Origin of the sequence: Neptuniibacter sp. QD48_11 (assembly GCF_047778095.1) — a bacterium.
GTDB lineage: Bacteria > Pseudomonadota > Gammaproteobacteria > Pseudomonadales > Balneatricaceae > Neptuniibacter.
In genome coordinates, this window is the sequence record NZ_CP180551.1 from 3,390,090 (window position 1) to 3,415,131 (window position 25,042).

Genomic DNA, 25,042 nt, shown 5'->3' on the forward strand with positions numbered 1-25,042 from the left:
TATTTAACTCCTAGTGGGTTCAAACGCCTTACAGCTCCCCATTTTCTCAAGACAGAAAAACCCCAGCTCTCGCTGAGGTTATTCCTTAAAACTCTAAATCAGGCTTTTTCGACCTGACCGAAATCCAATTCAACCGGTGTAGATCGACCGAAGATCAATACTGCCACCTGCAGCTTGTTCTTCTCGTAGTTAATCTCTTCAACCACACCGTTAAAGTCAGCAAACGGCCCATCGATAACTCGAACCATTTCACCCGGCTCGAACACAGTCTTCGGACGCGGCTTATCAACACCGCTCTCAACTCGACTAAGGATCTCGTTAGCTTCTGCTTCTGTGATCGGCGCAGGATTACCTGCAGTACCACCAATAAATCCAAGAACGTGCGGCGTATTCTTAACTAAGTGCCAGCTCTCATCATTCATATCCATGTGAACTAACACATAACCTGGATAGAACTTACGCTCAGATTTACGTTTCTTACCGTCACGGATTTCAACAACCTCTTCGGTAGGCACCAACACCTCACCAAAAAGATCCTGCATAGAATGCAGCTCAATTCGTTCTTTCAGCGTATTCATTACACGCTTTTCGTACCCGGAGTACGCATGAACAACATACCAACGCTTAGACATGCTTATCAGCCTCTTAACCTATTGCTCCAGATACTAACCAGCTCAACAATGAGTCAAGCCCCCACAACGCCAAACCCATAATCAGAACCACAACCACAACAATCGCTGTTGTCTGTGCTGTTTCTTGACGTGTCGGCCATACTACCTTGCGAATTTCCTGCTTTGCTTCTTTAAACAAAGTAAAAAACGCTTTCCCTTTTGCTGTTTGCAGAGAGATAAAACCTGCAATCAACGCTAACACAAGCAGTGCAACCACACGGTAGAACAAAGACTGATCTGCGTAAACAGAGTTACCTACAACGCCCGCAGTAACAATTGCCACTACAGCGACCCACTTAAGGGCGTCAAACTTTGAACCTTCGGAATTCACTTTGGCATTCACGCTTAGGGCCTCAGGATTACTTAAAAATAGCTTGTGTCTTGATGCCATCTCAGAAAAGAGATGGCAGGCCAGGAGGGACTCGAACCCCCAACCTGCGGTTTTGGAGACCGCTGCTCTGCCAATTGAGCCACTGGCCTACTGCATAATAGGGAGGCATATTGTATAAGCCTCCCTATCAGTTGGCAATACCTAATTGTTGATTTTATTCAACAATTTTAGATACAACACCAGCACCTACAGTACGGCCACCTTCACGAATCGCGAAACGTAGACCTTCTTCCATTGCTACTGGGTTGATTAGTGTAACGTCCATCTTAACGTTATCACCAGGCATTACCATTTCTACACCCTCTGGAAGCTCACATGCACCAGTGATGTCAGTTGTACGGAAGTAGAACTGTGGACGGTAACCTTTGAAGAATGGAGTGTGACGACCGCCTTCTTCTTTGGATAGTACGTATACTTCACCCTCGAAACGAGTGTGAGGAGTGATAGAACCTGGAGCTGCTAGTACTTGACCACGCTCAACTTCTTCACGCTTAGTACCACGTAGTAGAACACCAACGTTCTCACCAGCACGGCCTTCGTCAAGAAGCTTACGGAACATCTCAACACCAGTACAAGTAGTAGTCGTAGTTTCTTTGATACCTACGATTTCAACTTCTTCACCAACCTTGATGATACCACGCTCAACACGACCAGTTACTACAGTACCACGACCCTGGATAGAGAATACGTCCTCGATTGGCATGATGAATGCACCGTCGATAGCACGCTCTGGCTCTGGGATGTAAGAATCTAGAGTTTCTAGAAGAGTCTTAACAGCAGTAGTACCTAGCTCGTTGTCGTCCTGGCCGTTTAGAGCCATTAGAGCAGAACCTGGAACGATTGGAGTGTCGTCACCTGGGAATTCGTACTGGTCTAGAAGCTCACGAAGCTCCATTTCAACCAATTCTAGCATCTCAGCGTATTCTTCAGAGTCAGCACCACCACAGTCTTCTGCAAGTAGGTCTGCTTTGTTTAGGAATACTACGATGTAAGGTACACCAACCTGACGAGACAGTAGGATGTGCTCACGAGTCTGTGGCATTGGACCATCAGTCGCACCACATACTAGGATAGCGCCGTCCATCTGTGCAGCACCAGTGATCATGTTCTTAACGTAGTCAGCGTGACCTGGGCAGTCAACGTGCGCGTAGTGACGCTCTGGAGTGTCATACTCTACGTGAGAAGTCGCGATTGTGATACCACGCTCACGCTCTTCTGGAGCGTTATCGATGTTAGCGAAATCTACCGCTTCACCACCGAAAACTTCAGCAGCTACACGTGTTAGAGCAGCAGTTAGCGTTGTTTTACCGTGGTCAACGTGGCCGATTGTACCAACGTTTACGTGCGGTTTCGTGCGTTCAAATTGTTCTTTAGCCATCAGTCTGTCCAGTACAATTAAATTTACAAAGCGCAAATATAACAAAGGGCAGATATATTACTATATCTACCCTAAAAAAATAAATTCTGGAGCTCAAGAGCGGAATTGAACCGCCGACCTCACCCTTACCAAGGGTGTGCTCTACCCCTGAGCTACTTGAGCTTAGTCTCACTTGGAGCGGGTAGCGGGAATCGAACCCGCCTCTTCAGCTTGGAAGGCTGAGGTAATAGCCACTATACCATACCCGCCTTACTGTGAATGGTGGTGAGGGGTGGATTCGAACCACCGAAGCTTACGCGTCAGATTTACAGTCTGATCCCTTTGGCCACTCGGGAACCTCACCAACAATTTCAAAACTTCACTGACCTATGAGATGGTGCCGGCACCAAGAGTCGAACTCGGGACCTACTGATTACAAGTCAGTTGCTCTACCAACTGAGCTATACCGGCGTCTCAATGAAGTGGCGCGTATGTTACCACCGAATCAGGGCTTTGCAACCCCTTTACACAACTTTTTTTCAATTTTTATAAAATAATAGTTTTCTTTGACTATTTCTTTGATTTTACTGGATAAATTTCGATCAACTGAAGCATCCATTACAACAACATAGCGAGTTCCAGTAGATTCGCGCTTTTCTACACGACTATCAATTGCTAGCGAAGATAGTACCTTTACCTGCTCTACAGCCAATTCTTTATTACTATAACCTTCTAGGCTGTATTCAAAGTCCAGTAATTCGTCACCAACTTCACTTAACCCCTTATTTTCCAGATAATCCATTAAAGCCAAGCGTTTCTTTAGATCTTCCGGTAAGGAAATCACTACCACATAGCTAGCAACAGCTACTTCTATCGCTTTATATTCTGCCTGACCGCCCAAGCCGACAATAAATTGCGTCACGGCAGCTGCTTTTACATCGGTTTCAAAACCAGCAAACCACAAACACTCTTGCTGGCTAGACTTCTCAGCCTTTAGTTTTTCAAGAGCGCCCTGATCCATCTCAGTAACCAGCTTTAACGTATTCAGCTGCTGGCGCGCCTCAGAGGTTTTATTAGTCTCTGGCTCTAGCTGAATGGAATGCCAAAACAGTAATACCGCATTGGCCAATAGAAGAAAGAGAAATAACCAACGAAACATAACTAAGACAACGCCCAAGCCAAACCGTCTAAAACCAAATCATGCTCGAGCTGCCCGCAGCCTGCCATCTTATAGAACAGTTCGCCATCACCGCCTGTTATATAGAGTGCGTTATGCTCAATATTTAGTTCCTTTACAATTTTTTCCGCCAAAGCAACAAACGCAAAATCAATTCCGTTAGATACGGCTGAATTTGTATCTTTACCCGGCTGAGGATTAAAGGACTTAAGTGAATGATCGACAAGAATTTCAGAAGTGTTTTCTAATAAGCCTTTTTGCATCAACCTGAGGCCCGGAATGATATGACCACCTATATGTTGGCCTTCATGATCAACGTGATCGACTGTAATTGCACTTCCACAATCAACCACACAACAAGCGCCCCCCGCCTTTTTAAAGGCAGCCAACATAGCCAACCAACGATCAACCCCCATCCGTTGCGGATCAACATAGCTATTTTTTAATCCAGCTTGCTCTGCTGTTGTTTTAGCAAATAAAGGTTCGACTTGCTCTAGCGCTTGAAATATTACTTTCAGCTGCAGGTTTATCTCTTTACCTGCAACTGACGCCACTCTGATTTTTGAAAATTTTTGTAGCCAGCTATCCGGAATTGACTGCTCGCTCAATTCTCGCGTTAACAGCTTACCTCGAGCACCATTCTGTTCGAGCACTCGCCACTTTATAAACGTATTGCCAGCATCTATTTCAAGAATCATAAGTTTCGCTGAACACTCACTTCTCCGCCATGGAAAGCCTGCACGCCAGACGGCGTCTGTAGAAGCAGTGCACCGGAGGTATCAATACCGTTACAAATACCCTCTACTACCTTCTCGCCAACCTGTAATGCGATCTCTTTATTCTGCATCGCATGATAGGACTGCCATTCATCAACCCATGCAGCAAAGCCCGTACGCTCAAACTCTTCAAGCCTTACTACCAGCTGATTAATAACTTCGGCCAATAGTCGATTGCGGCTTACTTCAGTACCAGCAATAGTTTTAAGATCGGTCCAAGGCTGATCGATATCTTCCGCCTGCTCCTTTGGCATATTCACATTCATACCAACACCAATAATCACTTGGCATTGACCTGACGCCTCTCCATTTAACTCAATCAAAATCCCTGCAAGCTTTTTGCCTTGATAAAGTAAGTCGTTTGGCCATTTCAGCTCAACCCCATCAACCGAGAGTACTTCCAATGCTTTAACAAGAGATAGACCGATCAGCAGACTCAAACCCTCAAGTGCTGCAGCACCCTGCTCAAATCGCCATACCAATGAGAAATAAAGATTGCGAGCAAAAGGGCTAACCCAGTTGCGACCTCGTCGACCACGACCTTCTGTCTGCTGCTCAGCAACAAACAAACGCCCATGACAATCTCCCTGTTGAGACTCCTTCATAGCCATCTCATTTGTAGATGCGATGGTTAACGGAATCTCTGGACATTTTATTAGTTCTGCAACCTCTGGGCGTAAAGCAGATTTAATCTGCTCATAATCCAGTAGCTCTACACCACCCGGGACACGATAGCCTCGCCCTTTAACACTGTAGACTTCAAGACCGCTTTCTTCGATACGGCGTATATGTTTCCAGATCGCACTACGGCTGATTCCAATTTCCTCTCCCAATTCTCGACCGGAGTGGAATTTGCCATCAGCTAGAATAGACAACAACGAACGGAGCGTCATACTACTTTGCCTTCTTTAAATTTTATCTAAAACAATAAAGCTATAGTTGTATGGGTTAGGTCCTTCTGCAGAGAAATCTTCTCTACCCACTTCTTTCCAATTTTCTTGCGCAAACTCAGGGAACCAAGCATCCCCTTCTATTTCTGCATCAACTTCTGTCAGATATAAACGATCAGCCTTCTCTAACGCTTGCGCATAAATCTGACCGCCACCAATGACCATCGCCTCGGATGCACCATCGATCATTGCTACACTTTCAGCCATATCAATAGCCGCTTCTAGGCTAGAAACAACTTTGACACCTTGAGGCGCATAAGATTCCTGTCTAGAGATAACGATATTGGTGCGCCCAGGTAGTGGACGGCCTATAGACTCATAGGTATTTCGCCCCATGATAATCGGCTTACCCATAGTCACTTGTTTAAAGTAACGTAGATCTTCAGGTAAGTGCCATGGCAGCTTATTGTTAACGCCAATCACTCGATTTTTAGCTTGTGCAACAATAATTGCTAAGTTCATCGAAACTCCTAATCGACTTATATCGCTAAGATATTAAGCATCATTTTATATTCTTACCAAAAATACTTAACATTCGGTAACATAATCTCACTGAATTTAAACACAGGGTTAAGCACAAACCAATGAGACAATACCTAGATCTGTGCCAAAGAATTATCGATGAAGGCGTTTGGGTAGAAAACAAACGCACAGGCAAACGCTGCCTTACCGTCATTAATGCTGATTTAACTTATGACGTCGGCCAAGGGCTGTTCCCTATGGTGACTACGCGCAAGTGCTTTTACAAATCAGCGATTGCAGAGATGTTAGGTTATCTCCGCGGTTATGATAACGCAGCAGATTTTCGCAAGATTGGCACCAAAACATGGGATGCCAATGCCAACGACAATGCTGAGTGGCTAGCTAATCCATATCGAAAGGGTGAAGATGATTGCGGTTTCATCTACGGAAAAGTAGGCAGAAACTTCCCAAAACCCGATGGCGGCAGTATCGACCTATTGCGCAAAATTGTGGATAACCTATCAAACGGTATTGATGACCGTGGTGAGATCTATACCTTCTATCACCCGGGCGCATTCCACATGGGTTGCTTACGACCTTGCATGTATAGCCATCATTTCTCACTGCTAGGCGATACACTTTACCTAAACAGCACTCAGCGAAGCTGCGATGTGCCATTAGGTCTGACGTTTAATATGGTGCAGGTGTACTTCTTGCTAGCGATCGTAGCCCAGATCACCGGTCATAAACCGGGTAAGGCGTATCACAAGATCGTAAACGCCCATATTTATGAAGACCAAGTCGAGCTAATGCGTGATGTGCAGCTTAAACGTGAACCGTTACCGTTACCGACCTTTAAAATCAATCCTGATATCAAAACGCTGGAAGATTTAGAAACATGGGTAACCGTTGATGACTTTGAAGTTGATGGTTATCAGCACCACGACCCGATTCAGTATCCGTTCTCGGTTTAGATCAGACAATAAAAAAAGAGGCCTATTTGGCCTCTTTTTTAAGCTCAATTTCATCCGCGCTTATAAGCGAGCCCAACCAACAACATCCCCAGCAGTATCATCGGCAAAGAAAGCAACTGACCCATGGTTAGCCACTCAAATGCGATAAACTGAAGATGCGCGTCCGGTTCACGCACGAATTCTACTAAAGATCGGAACAAACCATAGAGCAGTAGGAATAATCCAGAAACAGCCATTTTCGGTCGCGGTTTAGATGAGAACCACCAAAGCACCACGAATAGCACGAGGCCTTCTAGTGCAAATTCATACAACTGAGAAGGATGACGAGGCAGATCACCTCCGCGAGGAAATACCACACCCCAAGGCCCATCGGTAACACGCCCCCACAGTTCTCCACCAATAAAGTTACCTATGCGGCCAGCACCTAAACCGATCGGCACCAAAGGAGCCACAAAGTCCGTCATAGTAAATAGGGATTTACCATGTTTGCGGCCAAACAGATACATAGCTGCGGTAACACCGAGCAAACCTCCGTGGAAAGACATTCCACCTTCCCACACAGCAAACAACCACAGCGGATCTTGCAGGAATCGATCAAAATGATAGAACAGGACATACCCCATTCGACCACCTAAAACCACGCCCATAGCGCCCCAGAAGATCAGATCGGATATCTGCTCTTCAGTCCAGCCAGAACCCGGCAAACGCGCTCGTCTTACACCTAACCACCAAGCTGCGGCAAAGCCGATCAAGTACATCAAGCCATACCAATGAATCTGCAATGGCCCGAGATCTAATGCAATCGGGTTGATATCATGAACCCACACAGCGCTACTCCTAAACTAGGTTACTGATTAAGAAACGCAGTCCTACACAGAATAAAAAGACTGCAAAAATCCGTTTTAAAACTGGTCCAGGCAAGCTGTGCGCCCATTTAGCACCAAACTTAGCAAAATAAGAACTGGTCAAAACAATACCCGCAAATGCAGGTAGGTAGACGTAACCTGCACTCCAATCAGGCATATCAGCATTACCCCAACCTTCCCAAACATTGGTTAGCGCCGCCATTACTGCAATCGGAAGGCCACAGGCAGCCGATGTAGCAACAGCTTGCTGCATCTGAACTCGCCCCCAAGTGAGATAAGGCACGGTCAGGGTTCCACCACCAATACCAAAAATACTGGAGAGCCAACCAATCACACCACCTGAGATAACAAAAGATTTGGTACTCGCCGATTTTTCACCCGCATCAGGCTTTAGGTTCAACGCCATCTGGATCGAAACCAAAATAGCAAAGCTACCCAACGCAATTTGCAGCCATTCACCGGTCATTTGTCCCGCAGTTTTAACGCCGAGAAATGCACCCAACAGAATACCGGCCGTTAAAGGCTTAAAAATATCCCAGCGGACTGCACCTTTGCTGTTATGTGCCATCGTAGAGCTGATCGAAGTCACTACTATGGTCGCTAAAGAGGTAGCAACCGCTGCATGGGTTAGCACACTAGGCGCCATCCCCTGTAATTCAAAGCAAAAGACCAATACCGGCACGATCAACAGACCACCACCAATACCAAATAAGCCTGCAACAACCCCTGCTGCTGCGCCTAGAATTAAGTAGGTAAGAATTGTGATCAGCATCTTTTATCCTTTACTCTGCCTTTGTGCGATTTGCACTTACAATAAAAACGATCGCTATATTACCCAATTAATGGCCTATTACCTATGTGCTTAATAACATTCGCATATAAGACCCACCCTAAATACTCCCTGATTTTACTCGCCAATCGCGACGAGTTTTATCAAAGAGCAAGCCAAACAATGCATTTTTGGCCAGATCAGTCTCATGTGCTTGCCGGAAGAGACCTAGAACAGATGGGCACTTGGTTGGGCATCAACAAGGAAGGAAAGTTCTCAGCCGTTACCAATTTTCGTGATGGCAACAATATGACCAAATCGAAAAAATCTCGCGGTGAGCTTACAGCCAATTTCTTAACGGGTTCTACTGATGCGAAAAGCTATTTAGCGCAATTGGAGAAAGAAAAATCACAATACGGCGATTTTAATCTGCTTACAGGGGACAAAACAGGTCTGTACTACTGTTCTAACCGCGGAGGTCAAACGCAGCAATTACAACCCGGTGTATACGGAATGAGTAATGCGCTTCTAGACACACCTTGGCCAAAGCTTACCCAAGTAAAACAGGCACTATCAGACACAATCGAAAATGAGATTATTTCTGAGCAGGTTTTATTTGAGATTATGCTTAACGATCAACGCGCCGCAGACGAAATCCTGCCAGACACCGGCGTACCTTTTGAATGGGAAAGGTTGCTCTCTTCTAGTTTTATTCGGTCAGAGACGTACGGCACTCGGGCTATAACACTTCTACTACAAGGACTCGATGGCCGTACAACAGTTATCGAACAAGGGTACGACTATAATGGGCCATTAGAAAGAAGTGAGTATCAACTTACCTTGCCAGCCCTAGGGTAGTAATCTCCAGAAAAAATCGACTAAACAACAACCGGCTGTTTGGGCAGCGCTATACCCAATTCAGTTAGGCGCTCATTGATGAATTTCTGAATGCGATCAGCATCATCCATCGCCATCACATCTTTCAAGAGTTGACCCGCGTCTTCCTTACTCACTTGGCGAATCGCGGCTTTTACTTTAGGCAGATTGGTCGCGTTCATTGATAGCACGTCATACCCCATTGCCATCAACAGCAAAGCACCACCTGGCTCAGACGCCAATTCACCACAGATAGACACTGTAACGTTTTCTTTATGCGCCTCTCGTGCAATGAAAACAAGCGCTCTCAGAACAGCGGGATGGTAGCTAACATACAGATCAGCAACACGAGGGTTATTTCGGTCTACGGCAAGCAGATACTGAGTAAGGTCGTTGGAACCTACCGAGATAAAATCGACACGACGGGCAAATCGGCGTACCTGATAAACAGCTGCCGGCACCTCAACCATCACACCCACCAATGGACGCTCTATATCATGCCCTTCATCTTGCAGCTCTTTAACTGCACGATCGATCTGACGACTTGCTTCTTCTACTTCGCCGACGCTGGTCACCATCGGCAACATGATACGTAGATTACCGTAGCCTTCACCCGCTTTAAGCATGGCGCGTACTTGCACTAGGAAGATTTCAGGATGATCCAGCGTCACTCGGATACCACGCCATCCCAAGAATGGGTTTTCCTCTTCAATTGGGAAGTAAGGTAGTGACTTATCTCCACCGATATCCAAGGTGCGCATTGTCACAGGACGAGGATGGAATGCTTCAAGCTGCTTGCGATAAGTCTGCGCTTGGTCTTGCTCACTCGGGAAGAACTCTCGGATCATGAAAGGCACTTCGGTTCGATACAGTCCGATACCTTCTGCTCCGCGATCAAGTGAACGCGCTACATCGGCGATCAAACCTGTATTTACCCATAACGGCATTCGGAAACCATCTGTCGTTTCCGCAGGCAGGTCCTTGATCGCTTCAAGTTCGGCTGCTTGCTCCTGCTCACCACGCAAGATATCTCTGTATGCCGTTAGAAGATCCTCTCCCGGCTGTACGTAAATTCGACCTGAATAACCATCAAGAATCAGCTCTCGACCATCAATACGCGTTAGAGGCAGATCAACCGCGCCCATAATGGTAGGAATGCCCATGGAACGAGCAAGGATCGCAGCATGTGAGTTACTAGAACCATGCACAGAAACTAAACCGACCAACTTCTCGCTCGGCACTTCTCCAAGCATCGCCGGGGTTAGTTCATCAGCAACTAGTATTGTTTCATCGGTAAATTCGAGTACTGCAGGCGCATCTTCTTGCAGATAGGCGAGCACTCGACGACCTAAATCTTTGATATCCGTCGCACGTTCACGCAGATAGGGATCATCCATCATAGAGAACTGACGCACATGCTCCATGACAACTTCACGCAGTGCACCTTGCGCCCAGTTACCTTGGCGAATTCTCGCTACAACTTCGCCAGCCAAGGCATTGTCATCCAACATTCGAAGATAAACATCGAACAGCGCCTGCTCTTCAGAACGTAAACGCTGGGCTAAACTGCGCCCAACTACTTTGATATCCCGTCGAACAAGCTTTAACGCAGCTTCAAAGTTCGCAATTTCCTGCTCTACATCTTTGGCAACTTTATCCGGAACTGAATTCAGATCTGCAGGAGGCGCAACAACCGTAGCCGAACCAATAGCTACGCCAGCAGAACCCGGTACACCTTCAAAGCGTAAGTTAACAATCTCGCTACTAGGCTCTTCACCCATCGCACCTAAAGAGCCTGTGGCTTCAGCATGAGCAATCGCACCTGCTAGTTGCGCAGATAATGTAACCAGAAAAGCTTCTTCGCTCTCATCAAAACGGCGCTGCGCTTTTTGCTGAACAACTAAGACCCCTAAAACACCGCGGTGATGGATAATCGGCACACCGAGGAAAGAGTTAAAACGCTCTTCACCAGTGGACTCAACATATTTGTAGGCGGGATGTTCAGAGGCGTTTTCAAGGTTGATTGGTTCGGCACGATCCACCACCATACCAACCAAGCCTTCTTCGGCAGATAAGCGAACACTACCTACCGCTTCTTGATTTAGACCCTCGGTCGCCATCAAAACATAACATTGATCCTCGGGATCAAATAGATAAACAGAACAAACCTCTGTGGACATAGCACGCTGGATGCGACGCACAATCAGATTCAGTACCGAGTCCAAATCTGGCGCGATACTGACTTCCTGTACAATCTTCTTCAACACATCCAGCATTCAGTGTCTCTCCTTCTAGGTATTTATGGCATTAAATCTCGATAGTTTAGGTGATAATTCTCGCATTGCCTTGCGATACACCTCTCGTTTAAATGACACAACCTGTCCTAGCGGATACCAATAGCTCACCCAACGCCAACCATCAAACTCTGGCGATTCAGTGTGATCAATTTTTACCGCGCTATCTGCGCTCAACATCCGTAGCAAGAACCATTTTTGCTTCTGGCCAACACATACCGGATGCGAATTGCGCCGGATCATTCGTTTGGGCAATCGGTATCTCAACCAACCTCGGGTTACTGCAACAATCTCTACATCTTCTGCAGCAAGTCCAATCTCTTCTCTTAATTCGCGATACATTGCTTCTTCAGGGGTTTCATCCTCATTAATCCCCCCCTGCGGAAACTGCCAAGCATCTTGGCCAATTCGTCTTGCCCAAAGGACCTGACCCAGCGAGTTAGCCAGAATGATACCGACATTCGGCCTGAACCCATCTGAATCAATCACTTTAGTTATTCCTAATTATTTTTCAGCTATTGTTCCATAATTCTTTGATACTCAGCAAATCCCTTTTCAGACAATTGCATTCAAAGCATATCCTCCCTATCCTTGCGACACTATCTTATTCGTTGAGGAACCTCTTTTGAGCTTAGCAATTTTTGATCTGGACAATACTCTTCTTGCCGGTGACAGTGATCACGCATGGGGCGAATTTTTGTGCGAAAAAGGGATTGTAGATAGCGATGAGTATAGTCGCGCAAACGACTACTTTTACGAGCAATATAAAAATGGCGGATTAGATATTTTTGAATTTCTTGCCTTTGCTCTAAAACCTTTGGCGCAGATGAAACGTGCAGAGCTAGATAAGCTGCATTTAGAGTTTATGGAATCTAAAATTATTCCAATTATGCTGCCTAAAGCGGCTGAGCTTCTGCAGAACCACCGCGAACAAGGTGATTACTTGCTTATTATCACAGCGACTAACCGCTTTGTAACAGGCCCTATCGCAGACAAGCTTGGTGTAGACGATATTATTGCAACAGACCCAGAAGAAGTGGATGGTGAATATACCGGTAAAGTTGCGGGTATACCTTGCTTCCAAGATGGCAAAGTAACGCGCCTGAATGAGTGGTTAAAACATAATGACTTCAATTTAGAAGGCAGTTATTTCTATAGTGATTCCCACAATGACTTACCGTTGCTGGAGAAAGTAACTCATCCAGTCGCAGTAAACCCAGATGAAACGCTGGAAGATCATGCCAACGCCAACCTTTGGCCTGTGCTTGATCTACGTTGATCAGGTGTAAACATCCGCACAAAAAAGAGAGGCAATAGCCTCTCTTTTTTATTTCTGTTAAAACTCAATCAAAATGTTCTGCAAAATGACGAACATCGTGAGCTAACTTATCAATCTTATCGGCCGCTTTTTCCATCTCTGCCAAAACAGCCGCACTGATCGCTGACTCAATCAACAGTGCTAACTCATCAAAATGCTCTTCACCAATATCGTTACACATTGCTGTTGGTAATCTCTCCTTAAAAGACGAGACAACATGTTGAGCATGTGCAGTTTGTTTCATTGTCATCGTTTTACTCCTTAACTCTTACTTATGCACTGGGTGACGATCAATTTGCCCTTGGGCATTGCTGACGATTTGCGGATCCGGCTGAAGATCAATCTCTTCACTTTTATTCGGATAAGGCATACGACTAAGTAGATGGCGCATTGCATTAAGTCTTGCGCGCTTCTTATCGTCAGACTTAATCACAGTCCAAGGCGCATCTGCTGTGTCGGTATAGAAAAACATCGATTCTTTGGCTTCTGTATATGAATCCCACTTATCTAAAGAGGCCAAATCGATTGGAGAAAGTTTCCATTGCTTCAACGGATCTACACGACGAGCCTGAAAACGTCGGAACTGCTCGTCACGGCTTACCGAGAACCAGAACTTAAACAGTTTGATGCCACTTCGCGCCAGCATACGTTCCAGATCAGGTGTCTGACGCATAAACTCTAAATACTCAGATGGCGAACAGAAGTTCATCACCTTCTCAACACCAGCACGGTTGTACCAAGAACGGTCAAACAGCACTATCTCACCAGCCGTAGGAAGATGATTGATGTAACGCTGGAAATACCACTGTCCTTTCTCTTGCTCGGTCGGCTTTTCCAAAGCCACAACACGGGCACCACGAGGATTGAGGTGCTCCATAATACGTTTGATGGTTCCACCTTTACCGGCGGCGTCACGCCCTTCAAAGAGGATAACAACACGCTGCCCGGTCTCGCGCACCCAGTTCTGCATCTTCAATAGTTCTATCTGCAGCTCTTTTTTGCGCTTTTCGTATTCTTTGCGGGAGATCTTTGTATCGTAAGGGTATTCGCTGGACTCAAACAGATCAGTAACTTCCTGATCCAGCAGTACAGTAGGGCAGATTTCTTCTTGCGGTGGCAAGGTCACATCTGCAGTTTGAACATCAACGTCTGGGGTCTGTAACTCCTGGTTCATAGGCTTACCTCTCTAGTTCGGTTAATCAGTATTACTGATTATGCGCCTACTACATCAGGAGTTTCTGATATAGGTCAAACAACCATTATTATTTTAAAAATTAACTTTCTCTCTATAATTATTCTTCGGTATGATCCCTCGTCCTTTGCGGTTAAACCTTCACGGAATAACAGCCTTTAAGCCACCACTTTACAGTGCTTCAAAGACTCATTTAGCTCATGCATCAACATGCTTCGCGTGATGATACCCACAAGCTTATTCTGCTCAACCACTGCATACACTTTTGGTTTATCCAAACCCATCTGCTGAGCCAAATCGACAATACTCAATCCCGGTGCAACCGTAAGTGGATCGGTACGCATAATATCACCAACAATTTCATGGCTATCACAGTGATAGCTGTCGGTAACCAAATAGGGCAAACAATCAAACTCTGATAAAAAGCCAACCACCTTCAAGTTCTTATCCACAACCGGTAAGCCTAAATACCCAGAATCTAGAATATGAGAAACCGCCTCAACTAGGGGCATATCTGCACTTAGCGGCTTATTCACAGGAAACATTGCATCTTTTACTTGTAACATAACCCTACCCACCTGTTTTATCTTGCTGATTACAGTCTGGCAAAGAACTCGAAAATGACAAATTCACAACAAAAAAGGGAGCTGTTAAAGCTCCCCTTTTTGATCAATTCGCCAAAGCTATGGGCATGGATTCGGATAGCGGACATGAATCGCTTCAATCTCCGCCAGTAAACCTTCATCAAGGTTAAGGTTTACCGAGTCTATATTCGCTGTCAGCTGCCCCATGGTCGTTGCGCCAATAATATTACTGGCAACAAAATCACGACTATTAACAAAAGCCAACGCCATCTGAGCTGGATCCAAATTATGCGCTCGCGCTAGCGATACATACTCTTCAGTCGCTTTTATACCTTGTTCATTCAGATATCGAGTGTAATCAGGAAACAGGGTTAAACGGCCTTTCTCAGGCTGAGCGCCATTAAGGTACTTGCCACTCAAGGTACCAAATGCCATTGGTGAATACGGCAGTAGAGACACCTGCTCACGCATCAAAACCTCGGTTAAACCGACCTCGGAGGAGCGGTTTAACAAGTTGTAAGGATTCTGTACGGAAACAACTCGTGGCAGGCCTAATTGCTCAGCATAAGCGAGAAACTTCATGGTTCCCCATGCCGTTTCATTGGATAAGCCCACATATCTAATCAAGCCTTCATCCACCAGCTCTTTTAAAATGTTTAGGGTTTCCAAAATTGCTGCCCCATCGTTTTCTGGAGCATGCTGGTAGCCTAACTTACCAAAAAAATTAGTGGTGCGATCTGGCCAGTGGAGTTGGTAGAGGTCAATATAATCGGTTTGGAGGCGCTTTAAACTGCCTTGGATCGCTTCACGAATGTTTTTGCGATCAAAATGCATTTCAGGGCGGATAAAGCTGACAAAATCACCGGGCCCCGCAACCTTTGTTGCAACAATCACCTTATCGCGGTTATTCCGCTGCTTCATCCAATTGCCGATATAGGTCTCGGTCAGCCCCTGATAGCGCTCATCAACAGGCACTGGATACATCTCAGCAGCATCAAGAAAATTGACACCTTGTGCCCAAGCATAATCCAGCTGCTCAAACGCTTCGACCTCAGTATTTTGACGCCCGAAGGTCATGGTTCCCAGACAGATTAGACTCACATTGAGGTCAGTATTACCTAGCTGACGATATTGCATGGTAAAGCTCCTATCTGGGAACAGATGTCAGATTAAGACGATGGCAAAACTCTGACAAAGAATGATTTAAGGTAATCCGTTTCTGGAATCGCCGGATGTACCGGGTGGTCTGCACCCTGATGCCCCTGATCAAAGACCTGAGCATTACGATCCAATTCGCGGCTATTACTACGAATAATATCGATCAAGCGATCACGCTGAAGATGCATAGAGCATGACGCAGACACCAAGATTCCGTCTTTCTTAAGCAGACGCATCGCGAAGTTATTCATACGGGAGTATGCACGCTCACCATTACGAATATCCTTTTTCTTCTGGATAAACGCAGGCGGATCCAACACAACCACATCAAATTTTTCTTTATCTGCAATCAGAGACTTACAGATATCAAAGGCATCGCCGTGGAAGCCTTCGAAACGATCAGACGCATTGTTGATACGCGCGTTCTCAGCTGCCACTTCTAGAGCAAAGTGGGAAGCATCAACACAGATCGCCTGATCAGCACCAGCAGCCAAAGCTTGCGCGCCCCAGCCACCTACGTAACTAAACAGATCCAGTACCCGCTTACCTTCAACATGCTTTTGCATCTGTGCGCGGTTATTACGGTGATCGTAGAACCAACCAGTTTTCTGGCCTTTCTGCAGTGGTGCTAGCAGTGGCACAGAGTTTTCCATCAACGGACACAGTTCAGGGATATCACCCTGGATAATCTCTGTGTAGGTTTCCAAGCCTTCCATATCACGCATTTTGCCGTCGTTACGCAGCAAAATAGCTTTCGGCGTGAACACCTTGTTCAATGCGTCGATAATGTCATCTAGCACCGCTTCCATGCCAGCTGTAGAGATCTGTACAACAAACACATCGTAGAAACGATCAATCACTAGACCAGGTAGAGCATCACTGTCACCAAACACCAAACGATAACAATCATCAGTAAAGCAGCTTTCACGCAGTGATAGCGCCACTTTTAGACGGTGAATGATTAAGGAACGATCCAAAGTGTATTTAAGATCACGACTGACAATTCGACCGCAAATCAACGTATTTGGGTTTACATAAGCAACGCCTAAAGGTTTGCCTTTGTCAGTTTCGACAATAACCTGCTGACCCGGCTCAAAGCTCTTCAGCGGCGTCGCACGGTTATCCACCTCGTTACTGTAGATCCAAAGGTGACCACCACGCAGCCTGCGTTCAGCCCCACTGTTTAGTTTTAGAGTTTGCAGTGACATGTTTTTCCTGTTTTACAGACAACTGTCCCGGCATATAGCCGGGACAAGGTATTTATTTCTCAGGCCGAGGCCCTAAATCTGACTTAAGCTTCAGATTCGCACAGATCGTTGTAAGCTTCTGCGCTTAGTAGTTCGTTCAACTCTTCAGCGTCGCTTAGCTTCAATTTGAAGAACCAACCATCACCGTATGGATCAGAGTTAACTAGCTCTGGAGAGTCTTCCAGATCTTCGTTAACGGCTACAACTTCACCACTTAGCGGCGCGTATACATCAGATGCAGCTTTAACAGACTCAACAACACCTGTTTCATCACCTGATTCTACTTCAGCACCGACTTCTGGCAGCTCAACGAAAACTACGTCACCCAAAAGGTCTTGCGCGTGATCTGTTACACCAATGACAACGGTGCCATCACCTTCAACGCGGATCCACTCGTGACTAGCAACGTATTTCAGTTCAGATGGAATGTTACTCATGTTTATTTCCTACCCCTATGGGTCCTGTTTAAATCGAATTCTTAGTCAAAAACTTTTTTGCCGTTACGGACAAAAGAAGGACGAATTACACGTACAGACACCAACTTGCCTTTACCACGCAGATCCACTTCAGCTGTATCCGTTGTGCCCACTGGCACACGCGCCATAGCGATCGAACAACCTAGCGTTGGGGAGAATGTACCACTGGTAATCTCGCCTTCGCCAATGCCGTCTACTACAACCTTCTGATGTGCACGCAATACACCACGCGCTTCCATCACTAGACCTACAAGCTTATGGCTTACACCTGCATCGCGCTGCTGTTGTAGTGCTTCACGGCCGATAAATACACGCTCTTGCGGTTCCCAAGCGATCGTCCAACCCATATTAGCTGCAAGTGGGGAAATGGTTTCATCCATATCCGCGCCATATAGGTTCATACCCGCTTCTAAACGCAAAGTGTCGCGCGCGCCTAGTCCACACGGAGCAACGCCAGCATCCGCGAGCGCCTGCCAGAAATCTGCTACCTCATCTTCAGGCAGCATCACTTCTAAACCGTCTTCACCAGTATAGCCAGTTCTCGCAATAAACCAGCCTTCTGACTCTAAACCTTGGAAAACACTTAACTGATCGATCAAATTAGCGCGAGACTCAGTTACAGCTTCTTTAGCCAACGCTAATGCGTCTGGGCCTTGCACGGCCACCATCGCCAATTCTGGCTGCTCTGTTAGGGCAACGTCATCAAAGCTAGCTGTCTGGTCAGACATCCAACGTAAATCTTTTTCGCGTGTTGCACAGTTCACAACGACACGGAACCACTCACCAGCAACACCTGGCTCTGTCATTAGGTAGACAATAAGATCATCAATTACACCAGCATCTTCATTCAGCATGCCGCTGTACATCGCCTTACCTTTTTCCTGCAACTTAGCAACATCGTTTGCTAGCAGGTAACGTAAATACTCTTTAGCGTCTGTGCCGGTAACGTCTACAACCGTCATGTGGGAGACATCAAACATACCAGCAGCTTGTCGAACCTTGTGATGCTCATCTACCTGAGAACCATAGTGGATTGGCATATCCCAACCACCGAAGTCGACTAGCTTAGCACCCATCTCTTGGTGCTTTTCGTACAATGCAGTTTTGCTACCCATATTATTAACTCTTATCAGGGGCTAGCTTAGGCCTTGTTATCGTCATAAACAGGTCTTGCTAGGCTTTAACAACTGCTTTTCAGCTCAAGAGCGAATCAATTGACCTGAAAAACAAAAAAAGGGAAGACAATTTATAGGGATTCTCTTCACAGTTCAATCTTTGAACGACAAACTAGGGTTGCGACTATGGTCGGATCAGATTATCCAAGCCAATTATTCTTGAATGTTTCTCTGCGCCAATTGTGGCAAACGGCCAGATAATCCCATCGCATCCATCACAATATGGTTTTTAACAGGTGACAGTTTATCCAATAAGTTCATACCCATATTGCGCGCTAAGCAAGCTAAAGGCTGTCTGGTATTAAATAAACGCTTGAAACTTTCCATAGCTAAAGACATCTGGATATTGTCATTGCGGCGTTCGCGCTGGAATCTGCGTAACACAGATTGAGCGCCTAAAGGCTCACCTCGACGCGAAGCTTCCATCAACGTTTCAGCTAATTGAGCTGCATCCAGTAAACCTAAATTCACACCCTGACCTGCCAGAGGATGGATGGTATGTGCCGCATCCCCAATCGCAGCAAAGCCCGGCTGGATATAATGCTGAGCATGACGCTGACGTAAAGGAAAAACGCTGCGTTGATCGCACCATTCTATGTCGCCTAAACGGTTCTCAAATGCGCGGCCTAATTGCTGGCAAAACGCGTCATCTGGCAATGCCATCAATTCATTGGCATGTTCTGGCGATGTCGACCAAACAATCGAGCAGTAGTAATCGCCCTCTTCGTTACTCAGAGGTAACAATGCTAGCGGTCCATCTTCGGTAAAACGCTGCCAAGCGGTCGCTTGGTGAGGCTGTTCGGTTTTAACTGTGGTCACAATGGCATGGTGACCATAGTCCCATTCCACCATCGGTAGACCAGCATGTTGACGCGTTTTAGATAACGCGCCATCCGCAGCAACCACTAGACCCGCTTGAATGATACGACCATCACTCAATTTCACCGCACGACCATGATCAGACTGGGGAGAGAGCTCCGTCACTGTCACGCCGGTAATCAGTTCTACTGAAGGTGTTTCTAAAAGAACCTGATACAAACCCGCCAGTGTCACACGGTTTTCTACAATATGGCCTAAAGCGGGTTCATGTAACTCTCGTGCTGAGAAATGAATATGCCCAGTCCCTTCGCCATCCCAAACATCCATCTCGGTGTAGGGGCTTAGACGATAATCCCGCATATACTTCCAAGCACCTACAGAGGTTAAGATCTGCTGTGAGGCACAGGTGAGCGCACTGACACGAGGGTCATAGCCCTTAGTTTGAGCGCCTTTAACAAACTCAGAGAAACCACTGATATCGCCTTCACGCTGCTCTAAAAGCGTTACTTTAATATCGGCATCCGCCAAAGCCGCAGCAAGGGTAACTCCCACCATGCCGGCTCCAACAATCACTACATCTGAATTAAGCACTTGTGCCTGTGTATTTTCTGGCATGATCTATCTCTATTTCAGGTCTGGAGCGGGCATATCTAAGCCCATGGCACCACGGGCAAAAACGGTTCTAGCAGGCGGACAAATATCTAACAGTTGCAGGCCTAGGTTACGGCCGGCTGCAAGCAGAATATTATTATTGGAGAACAGCTTCATAGTCTGATCGCTCAGCCCAATTGTGCGCTGCTGATCTTGTCGTTGCTGTTCGTAGAAATCCTGAAGTACGTTTAAGTCACCTAGATTACCGCCCGCTTTACGAGCTTGAATTAGGTGATCAGCTAAAGCGACAACGCCACGTAACGCCAAGTTGTATCCTTGTCCAGCGATTGGATGCAAAGCATGCGCTGCGTTACCTAAGACCACTAAACCCTGACGCACCTGTTCCTGCGCTAAAACCAGTTTTAGCGGATATGTATGTCGCTCACCCACTTTGACAAAATTACCTGCGCGATGACCAAAGCGTTCGTGTAGACGCGCTATAAACTCAGCTTCGTCAAGCGCCATCACTTCATCGACTTGATCATTAGGCACTGTCCAAACTAGACCACAACGATGCTCACCGTTTTGTTCTTCCAAGGGTAACAGCGCCATAGGGCCCGTATCGGTAAAACGTTCATAAGCAATATCGTTGTGTGAGCGATCTAAGCTGACGTTGGCTATGACAGCATGTTGCTCGTAGGTTGTTTCGCTGTAGTTCATGCCCATCCCTTCACGCAATGAGGAACGGCCACCATCAGCCATCACAACCAATTCAGTCGTTAACTGATGCGTCTCACCCTCTTTTTCTAGCGTGACGCCCATCTGGTCAGAGCCATACTGAACATCTGTCACTTCTGCAGGGCAGATAAAATCAATGCGATTGGCATCATCCTGCTGTAAACGATCTAGCAGGACACGTCCGAGCCATTGGTTTTCGACCACATAACCCAACGCAGGCACTCTCTCCTGCTCTGCGTGCAGACGCGTCACACCAAAATGACCTTTATCAGAAACGTGAATATGTTTGATGGGTGCTAAATGCGTTTTTAGCGTTGGCCAGATACCCATGACTTCGTAGATAGAGCGGCTACCATAAGCCAATGCCGTCGCTCTGGAATCATAGCTCGGCTGATACTCCAGAGCGCTTTTCTCAGGCATAGGAAAGGCTTCAATTACGGCGATATTCAGATCAAGCTGTTCACTTGCTGGCAGAAGAGCACAAGCTAAGCTCGCACCCACCATGCCGCCACCAATCACCACGATGTCATAGTGCTGTTTCATTTTGCTGCCATTAACGCTTCAATTTCTGCAATTTCTTTCGGCACAGCCGCAGTAAGGTTTTCGTTACCCTCTGCAGTGATCAAGATATCGTCTTCAATACGCACACCAATACCGCGCCAACGAGGCTCAACATTTTCGTTGTCCGCAGCGATATAAATACCTGGCTCAACCGTCATCACCATACCAGGCTCTAACGGACGCCATTCGCCATCGACTTTGTAATCGCCAACATCATGAACATCCATACCTAACCAATGACCAATACGATGCATGTAAAAATCACGGTAGCGACCCGCTGAGATCTCTTCACTCAACGTACCCGATAGCAAACCTAGCTCAATCAGCCCTGCGGTTAACACTTCTACTGATTTTTCGTGTACGGCTTCCCACAAAACACCTGGTTTCGCGAATTCAATACAAGCTTTCTGTGCTTTCAAAACCAGTCCGTATATTGCCGCTTGTTCAGGACTAAAGCGACCATTTACAGGGAAAGTACGTGTAATATCGCCAGCATAATGATCTAGCTCACAACCGGCATCGATTAACACCAGATCGCCGTCGTTGAGCGGTTCGCTGTTTTCGATGTAGTGCAGTACACAAGCATTTGCTCCGCCACCCACGATAGTCGAGTACGCTGGCTGGCGCGCTCCATTCATCGCGAAGTGGTGCAAGATCTCCGCTTCTAACTGATATTCCATCACACCCGGCTTACACAGCTGCATCGCCTTGATATGCCCCTGCGCAGAGATCTCACCGGCACGACGCATCATATCTTTTTCTGCATCGCCTTTGATCAAGCGCATTTCATGTAACAGGCAATCCAGCATAACTAATTCTGAAGGCGCTACCGCCCCTTGACGTACTTTTGCGCGAATCAGGTTAAGCCAGTGTCGAACGCGTTGATCAAGCTCTTCATCTTTACCAATGGAGTAATAGATTCTAGATACGCCATTTAACAGGCCCGGTAGAATATCGTCGACTTCATCAATGGCATGGGCTTCATCCATGCCATAGTCATTAACAGCGCCTTCAGGCCCTGCACGATAGCCATTCCAGATCTCCATCAGCTTGTCACGATTTCGACAAAACAGCACCGATTCACCATCTGTACGACCCGGCATCAATAGCAACACTGCATCCGGCTCGTTAAAACCAGTTAAGTAGTAAAAGTTGCTATCCTGACGAAATGGATATTCAACATCGCTATTACGCTGTTTCATCTGCGCAGAAGGAATAATCGCGATACTGCCCGGTGACATCTGCGCCATCAACGCAGCACGGCGTGCGACAAACTGATCAAGACCGATCTTCATTAGTGCAACCTGTTGTTTTCTGGCTTAGCTTTAGCAAACTCTTTTTCTTTCTCTTCTAACGCTTTATTACACTCAGTAAACAGCATCAAAACAGCCATACGCACATATTCTTGAACTTCCATCAGATCAGCTTCGTTTTCATCAAGCTCTTCCAGATCGGAAGAGATTTGTGCGATCTGGCCAAGGTCATTTAGCGTCTCTTTCGCTTCAGGCGATAAGCTGGCATCTGTATGTTTACCATAGAGACCGAATCCACTTAGGAAGCTCTGACACCAACGCCCTAGGGATTCAGCACGCATAGAGATCTCATCCTCATCATCTGGAAGTACCATATCGAACTCCAGATCCATACTTTCCATACAGCCAAGCGTTGCTGTGTAAAGATTCGTCACCACCGACTTACTGCTGTCTTGGGAGAGCGATTCTATATCGAGCAATTCATTAACGATCTTCTCTAACGCCGCTGGTTTTAAACGTGCACCCGCAGCTAAATGTCCCGAGATAACTCCGTGGAGTTCCGAAGGTGAAACAGCTCTCACCCCCTCCTCTACAAACATATTTGCGATAAGTTCAAAATCGGGTAGATCTACAGGTACATTTTCTAAAGACATGAATCGAATCCATCAATAATATCGTGCTGTTAATCCTAGCATTTCAACACTTCCTGTGCAGCGTCATTGACCCACAGACAGGGGCTGATTATAGTCCTGCTGAGAATAATTTAGCTTTAGGGGCATTCTTTCTGCATGACTGAGCATTACTTTAACGCGCTGGAACAGAAAATCGATCAACTTCTGGAACGCTGCGAACAACTAAATCAGGAAAATATTCAGCTGCGTGCCCGTGAACAACAGCTTAAAGAGGAGCGTGCTCAACTAGTACAGCTCAACGAACAAACGCAATCCAAAATTCAAGCGATGATCATGCGACTTAAAGCGTTGGAGCAAAACAAATGAGCCAGCCAGAATCCCAACCTGTCACTATTACTCTGCTAGACAAAGAGTTTAATTTTAACTGTCCGGCTGACGCAGAGGCTGAATTATTGGCTTCCGCAGACTTTCTTAATGAGAAAATGCTAGAGATCAGAAAAACAGGCAAAGTGTTAGGGCTTGAGCGGATAGCGGTGATGGCAGCGCTCAACTTGGCTCATGAGTTATTGCAATCCAAGCAAGCAAACACCAGCAATATTGAAGAACGCCTACGTCACCTTGGTAACAAAATTGATAAAGCGTTAATCAACGAAACACAAACTACTGATTCGGACAGTTAACCACTGTCCTTGAAAACTTTTCAACTTAAGAAAAGTGTATATTTAACAGCCAGTTACAGCACCACCTAGCAGAAAATATTTTTATTACAAGTCCTGACACCGGCATCATAAAGGGTATAATAAAAACATGCCCTGGGGTGTTCGACCGTTGGTTACGTCCCTCGAGCCGATAATCACACTTTTGGGGGTTGCTCGTAGTTTCTGGTGTGCATGTCCGATTTACCGGAAAGCCTAATGATACTCAGTAACCACCTCCTTGAACCTTCGGGTTCAGGGCCATATCCGACACCGGCACCTTGGGGATCTTCATTTCACAATGACTCAACAACGCAAACAACTCCGCCAGCGTATTCGTCAACTCAGACGTTCTTTAACTCCTCTACAACAGGAACAAGCCGCACAAGGTTTGCTGAAGAATATACGCACCCGTGCAGATTTCAGACGCGCTAAGAGCATCGCCATCTACCTACCTAATGATGGTGAGATTAACCCTGAACCGTTGATTCACTACTGCTGGAAATTAGGCAAAGAAGTCTACCTACCGGTATTGCACCCTATTCTTCATAATCGTTTATGGTTTACACCGTACACAGACCAAACACCGATGATTAAGAATATCTACGGTATCCGAGAGCCCAAACTACAACCGCACAAACGCAGAGCCGCTTGGGCGATCGATTTAGTTTTGCTACCTCTAGTCGCCTTCGATGCAAAAGGCAATCGCATGGGCATGGGTGGTGGATACTATGACCGCACATTCGGCTTTAAAAATCTGAAGAAAAGCATGAAAGGGCCAAGCCTTATCGGGCTGGCGCATGAAATTCAGAGAGTAGAAGAGTTACCTGTAGAGAGCTGGGATATCCCTCTAATATCGATTGTTACTGATAGCAGAAGCTATCTATAACGCAATTGAAAGCTTAGCTGTTAAAGACTTGCTCAAACAGGGAAGCAAACTGGAAATCTGCATGCGATACGCCGGTCATTACAGACCCTAGTACAAACACGACTACCAAGATTAGAACCAGATCAGGACCTTTTTTCATTATTCTGCCTAT

The 25,042-nt window shown here is 46.3% G+C and carries 29 protein-coding genes, 5 tRNA genes and 1 other RNA gene; 7 read left to right on the forward strand and 28 right to left on the reverse strand.

All coding sequences use genetic code 11. From position 1 onward, the window contains the following. Positions 1–98: 98 nt before the first annotated feature. The 12 genes from nusG to folA form a co-directional block, all read right to left on the reverse strand. On the reverse strand, positions 99–632 hold the full coding sequence (nusG, locus tag ACMXYU_RS15950) for a transcription termination/antitermination protein NusG (RefSeq protein WP_415882746.1): 534 nt from the start codon (positions 630–632) through the stop codon (positions 99–101). A gap of 13 nt (positions 633–645) precedes the next feature. After that, on the reverse strand, positions 646–1,062 hold the full coding sequence (gene secE / locus ACMXYU_RS15955) for a preprotein translocase subunit SecE (protein ID WP_415882747.1): 417 nt from the start codon (positions 1,060–1,062) through the stop codon (positions 646–648). 13 nt (positions 1,063–1,075) lie between these two features. After that, a tRNA-Trp gene (locus ACMXYU_RS15960) sits at positions 1,076–1,151 on the reverse strand. A gap of 65 nt (positions 1,152–1,216) precedes the next feature. After that, positions 1,217–2,440, reverse strand: a complete 1,224-nt coding sequence (gene tuf / locus ACMXYU_RS15965) for an elongation factor Tu (protein WP_415886129.1) — start codon at positions 2,438–2,440, stop codon at positions 1,217–1,219. An 87-nt stretch (positions 2,441–2,527) separates the two neighbouring features. Next, positions 2,528–2,602 (reverse strand) — tRNA-Thr (locus ACMXYU_RS15970). Between the two features lie 11 nt (positions 2,603–2,613). Then, positions 2,614–2,688, reverse strand: a tRNA-Gly gene (locus tag ACMXYU_RS15975). Between the two features lie 11 nt (positions 2,689–2,699). Next, positions 2,700–2,783 (reverse strand) — tRNA-Tyr (locus ACMXYU_RS15980). 31 nt (positions 2,784–2,814) lie between these two features. Beyond that, positions 2,815–2,890, reverse strand: a tRNA-Thr gene (locus tag ACMXYU_RS15985). 34 nt (positions 2,891–2,924) lie between these two features. Further along, positions 2,925–3,578, reverse strand: coding sequence for a hypothetical protein (locus ACMXYU_RS15990; RefSeq protein ID WP_415899441.1), 654 nt, complete (start codon positions 3,576–3,578; stop codon positions 2,925–2,927). Positions 3,579–3,580: 2 nt separating this feature from the next. After that, a complete protein-coding gene (locus ACMXYU_RS15995) occupies positions 3,581–4,294 on the reverse strand; it encodes a type III pantothenate kinase (protein ID WP_415899442.1) in 714 nt (237 codons plus the stop codon). Then, positions 4,291–5,265, reverse strand: coding sequence for a bifunctional biotin--[acetyl-CoA-carboxylase] ligase/biotin operon repressor BirA (gene birA, locus ACMXYU_RS16000; RefSeq protein WP_415899443.1), 975 nt, complete (start codon positions 5,263–5,265; stop codon positions 4,291–4,293). Before birA ends, ACMXYU_RS15995 begins: the two co-directional genes overlap by 4 nt. A 15-nt stretch (positions 5,266–5,280) precedes the next feature. After that, a complete protein-coding gene (gene folA / locus ACMXYU_RS16005) occupies positions 5,281–5,784 on the reverse strand; it encodes a type 3 dihydrofolate reductase (protein ID WP_415899444.1) in 504 nt (167 codons plus the stop codon). Between the two features lie 122 nt (positions 5,785–5,906). Between folA and ACMXYU_RS16010 the strand changes: the two genes are divergently transcribed. Next, positions 5,907–6,758 carry a thymidylate synthase gene (locus tag ACMXYU_RS16010; RefSeq protein WP_415897122.1) on the forward strand — a complete coding sequence of 284 codons (852 nt, stop codon included), beginning with the start codon at positions 5,907–5,909 and terminating at the stop codon, positions 6,756–6,758. A gap of 50 nt (positions 6,759–6,808) precedes the next feature. On the opposite strand, the gene lgt is transcribed toward ACMXYU_RS16010, so the two are convergent. After that, complete coding sequence (gene lgt / locus ACMXYU_RS16015; RefSeq protein ID WP_415899445.1) at positions 6,809–7,585, reverse strand: prolipoprotein diacylglyceryl transferase; 777 nt, start codon at positions 7,583–7,585, stop codon at positions 6,809–6,811. 10 nt (positions 7,586–7,595) lie between these two features. Further along, entirely contained in the window at positions 7,596–8,396 is an 801-nt protein-coding gene (locus tag ACMXYU_RS16020; RefSeq protein WP_415899446.1) for a sulfite exporter TauE/SafE family protein, read from the reverse strand. Positions 8,397–8,480: 84 nt separating this feature from the next. Here ACMXYU_RS16020 and ACMXYU_RS16025 point away from each other — a divergent pair, with 84 nt between their 5' ends. After that, positions 8,481–9,251 carry an NRDE family protein gene (locus ACMXYU_RS16025; protein ID WP_415899447.1) on the forward strand — a complete coding sequence of 257 codons (771 nt, stop codon included), beginning with the start codon at positions 8,481–8,483 and terminating at the stop codon, positions 9,249–9,251. Positions 9,252–9,271: 20 nt separating this feature from the next. Here ACMXYU_RS16025 and ptsP read toward each other — a convergent pair whose 3' ends face one another. After that, positions 9,272–11,545, reverse strand: a complete 2,274-nt coding sequence (ptsP, locus tag ACMXYU_RS16030) for a phosphoenolpyruvate--protein phosphotransferase (RefSeq protein ID WP_415899448.1) — start codon at positions 11,543–11,545, stop codon at positions 9,272–9,274. A 15-nt stretch (positions 11,546–11,560) separates the two neighbouring features. Then, positions 11,561–12,052, reverse strand: a complete 492-nt coding sequence (locus ACMXYU_RS16035) for an RNA pyrophosphohydrolase (protein WP_415882757.1) — start codon at positions 12,050–12,052, stop codon at positions 11,561–11,563. A 136-nt stretch (positions 12,053–12,188) separates the two neighbouring features. On the opposite strand from ACMXYU_RS16035, the gene ACMXYU_RS16040 reads away from it, so the two are divergent. After that, positions 12,189–12,842, forward strand: a complete 654-nt coding sequence (locus ACMXYU_RS16040) for an HAD family hydrolase (RefSeq protein WP_415899449.1) — start codon at positions 12,189–12,191, stop codon at positions 12,840–12,842. Positions 12,843–12,906: 64 nt separating this feature from the next. Here the strand turns inward: ACMXYU_RS16040 and ACMXYU_RS16045 are convergent, their stop codons facing one another. The 11 genes from ACMXYU_RS16045 to ACMXYU_RS16095 all read right to left on the reverse strand — a co-directional run bounded on the left by ACMXYU_RS16045 (position 12,907) and on the right by ACMXYU_RS16095 (position 23,328). After that, positions 12,907–13,131: a phosphatase gene (locus tag ACMXYU_RS16045; protein WP_415899450.1), complete on the reverse strand. Its 225-nt coding sequence runs from the start codon at positions 13,129–13,131 to the stop codon at positions 12,907–12,909. An 18-nt stretch (positions 13,132–13,149) separates the two neighbouring features. Continuing rightward, positions 13,150–14,055, reverse strand: coding sequence for a polyphosphate kinase 2 (ppk2, locus tag ACMXYU_RS16050; protein WP_415892771.1), 906 nt, complete (start codon positions 14,053–14,055; stop codon positions 13,150–13,152). 176 nt (positions 14,056–14,231) lie between these two features. After that, positions 14,232–14,639: a CBS domain-containing protein gene (locus tag ACMXYU_RS16055; RefSeq protein ID WP_415892772.1), complete on the reverse strand. Its 408-nt coding sequence runs from the start codon at positions 14,637–14,639 to the stop codon at positions 14,232–14,234. A 117-nt stretch (positions 14,640–14,756) separates the two neighbouring features. Continuing rightward, positions 14,757–15,794, reverse strand: coding sequence for an NADP(H)-dependent aldo-keto reductase (locus ACMXYU_RS16060; protein ID WP_415899451.1), 1,038 nt, complete (start codon positions 15,792–15,794; stop codon positions 14,757–14,759). 32 nt (positions 15,795–15,826) lie between these two features. Next, the gene (locus ACMXYU_RS16065) at positions 15,827–17,023 is read right to left on the reverse strand and encodes a class I SAM-dependent rRNA methyltransferase (RefSeq protein WP_415899452.1); all 1,197 of its coding nucleotides are present in this window, start codon (positions 17,021–17,023) and stop codon (positions 15,827–15,829) included. Positions 17,024–17,106: 83 nt separating this feature from the next. Continuing rightward, positions 17,107–17,499: a glycine cleavage system protein GcvH gene (gene gcvH / locus ACMXYU_RS16070; RefSeq protein WP_415886154.1), complete on the reverse strand. Its 393-nt coding sequence runs from the start codon at positions 17,497–17,499 to the stop codon at positions 17,107–17,109. Between the two features lie 41 nt (positions 17,500–17,540). Further along, the gene (gene gcvT, locus ACMXYU_RS16075) at positions 17,541–18,653 is read right to left on the reverse strand and encodes a glycine cleavage system aminomethyltransferase GcvT (protein ID WP_415899453.1); all 1,113 of its coding nucleotides are present in this window, start codon (positions 18,651–18,653) and stop codon (positions 17,541–17,543) included. 213 nt (positions 18,654–18,866) lie between these two features. Then, positions 18,867–20,147, reverse strand: coding sequence for a UbiH/UbiF/VisC/COQ6 family ubiquinone biosynthesis hydroxylase (locus ACMXYU_RS16080; protein ID WP_415899454.1), 1,281 nt, complete (start codon positions 20,145–20,147; stop codon positions 18,867–18,869). A 9-nt stretch (positions 20,148–20,156) separates the two neighbouring features. Beyond that, on the reverse strand, positions 20,157–21,404 hold the full coding sequence (ubiH, locus tag ACMXYU_RS16085; RefSeq protein WP_415886157.1) for a 2-octaprenyl-6-methoxyphenyl hydroxylase: 1,248 nt from the start codon (positions 21,402–21,404) through the stop codon (positions 20,157–20,159). Continuing rightward, complete coding sequence (pepP, locus tag ACMXYU_RS16090; protein ID WP_415899455.1) at positions 21,401–22,717, reverse strand: Xaa-Pro aminopeptidase; 1,317 nt, start codon at positions 22,715–22,717, stop codon at positions 21,401–21,403. Before pepP ends, ubiH begins: the two co-directional genes overlap by 4 nt. Then, positions 22,717–23,328, reverse strand: coding sequence for a UPF0149 family protein (locus ACMXYU_RS16095; RefSeq protein WP_415886159.1), 612 nt, complete (start codon positions 23,326–23,328; stop codon positions 22,717–22,719). Before ACMXYU_RS16095 ends, pepP begins: the two co-directional genes overlap by 1 nt. A gap of 135 nt (positions 23,329–23,463) precedes the next feature. Between ACMXYU_RS16095 and ACMXYU_RS16100 the strand changes: the two genes are divergently transcribed. From ACMXYU_RS16100 to ACMXYU_RS16115, 4 genes are all read left to right on the forward strand, one after another. Next, entirely contained in the window at positions 23,464–23,673 is a 210-nt protein-coding gene (locus tag ACMXYU_RS16100) for a TIGR02449 family protein (protein ID WP_415882770.1), read from the forward strand. Further along, positions 23,670–23,987, forward strand: a complete 318-nt coding sequence (locus ACMXYU_RS16105; RefSeq protein WP_415899456.1) for a cell division protein ZapA — start codon at positions 23,670–23,672, stop codon at positions 23,985–23,987. The genes ACMXYU_RS16100 and ACMXYU_RS16105 overlap by 4 nt, the downstream gene beginning before the upstream one ends. A 126-nt stretch (positions 23,988–24,113) precedes the next feature. Then, positions 24,114–24,294: non-coding RNA, 6S RNA (ssrS, locus tag ACMXYU_RS16110), on the forward strand. 9 nt (positions 24,295–24,303) lie between these two features. Next, positions 24,304–24,891 (forward strand): 5-formyltetrahydrofolate cyclo-ligase, encoded by a 588-nt coding sequence (locus ACMXYU_RS16115; protein ID WP_415899457.1) that lies wholly within the window; start codon positions 24,304–24,306, stop codon positions 24,889–24,891. A 13-nt stretch (positions 24,892–24,904) separates the two neighbouring features. Here the strand turns inward: ACMXYU_RS16115 and ACMXYU_RS16120 are convergent, their stop codons facing one another. After that, positions 24,905–25,030, reverse strand: a complete 126-nt coding sequence (locus tag ACMXYU_RS16120) for a hypothetical protein (protein ID WP_415882773.1) — start codon at positions 25,028–25,030, stop codon at positions 24,905–24,907. Positions 25,031–25,042 lie beyond the last annotated feature (12 nt).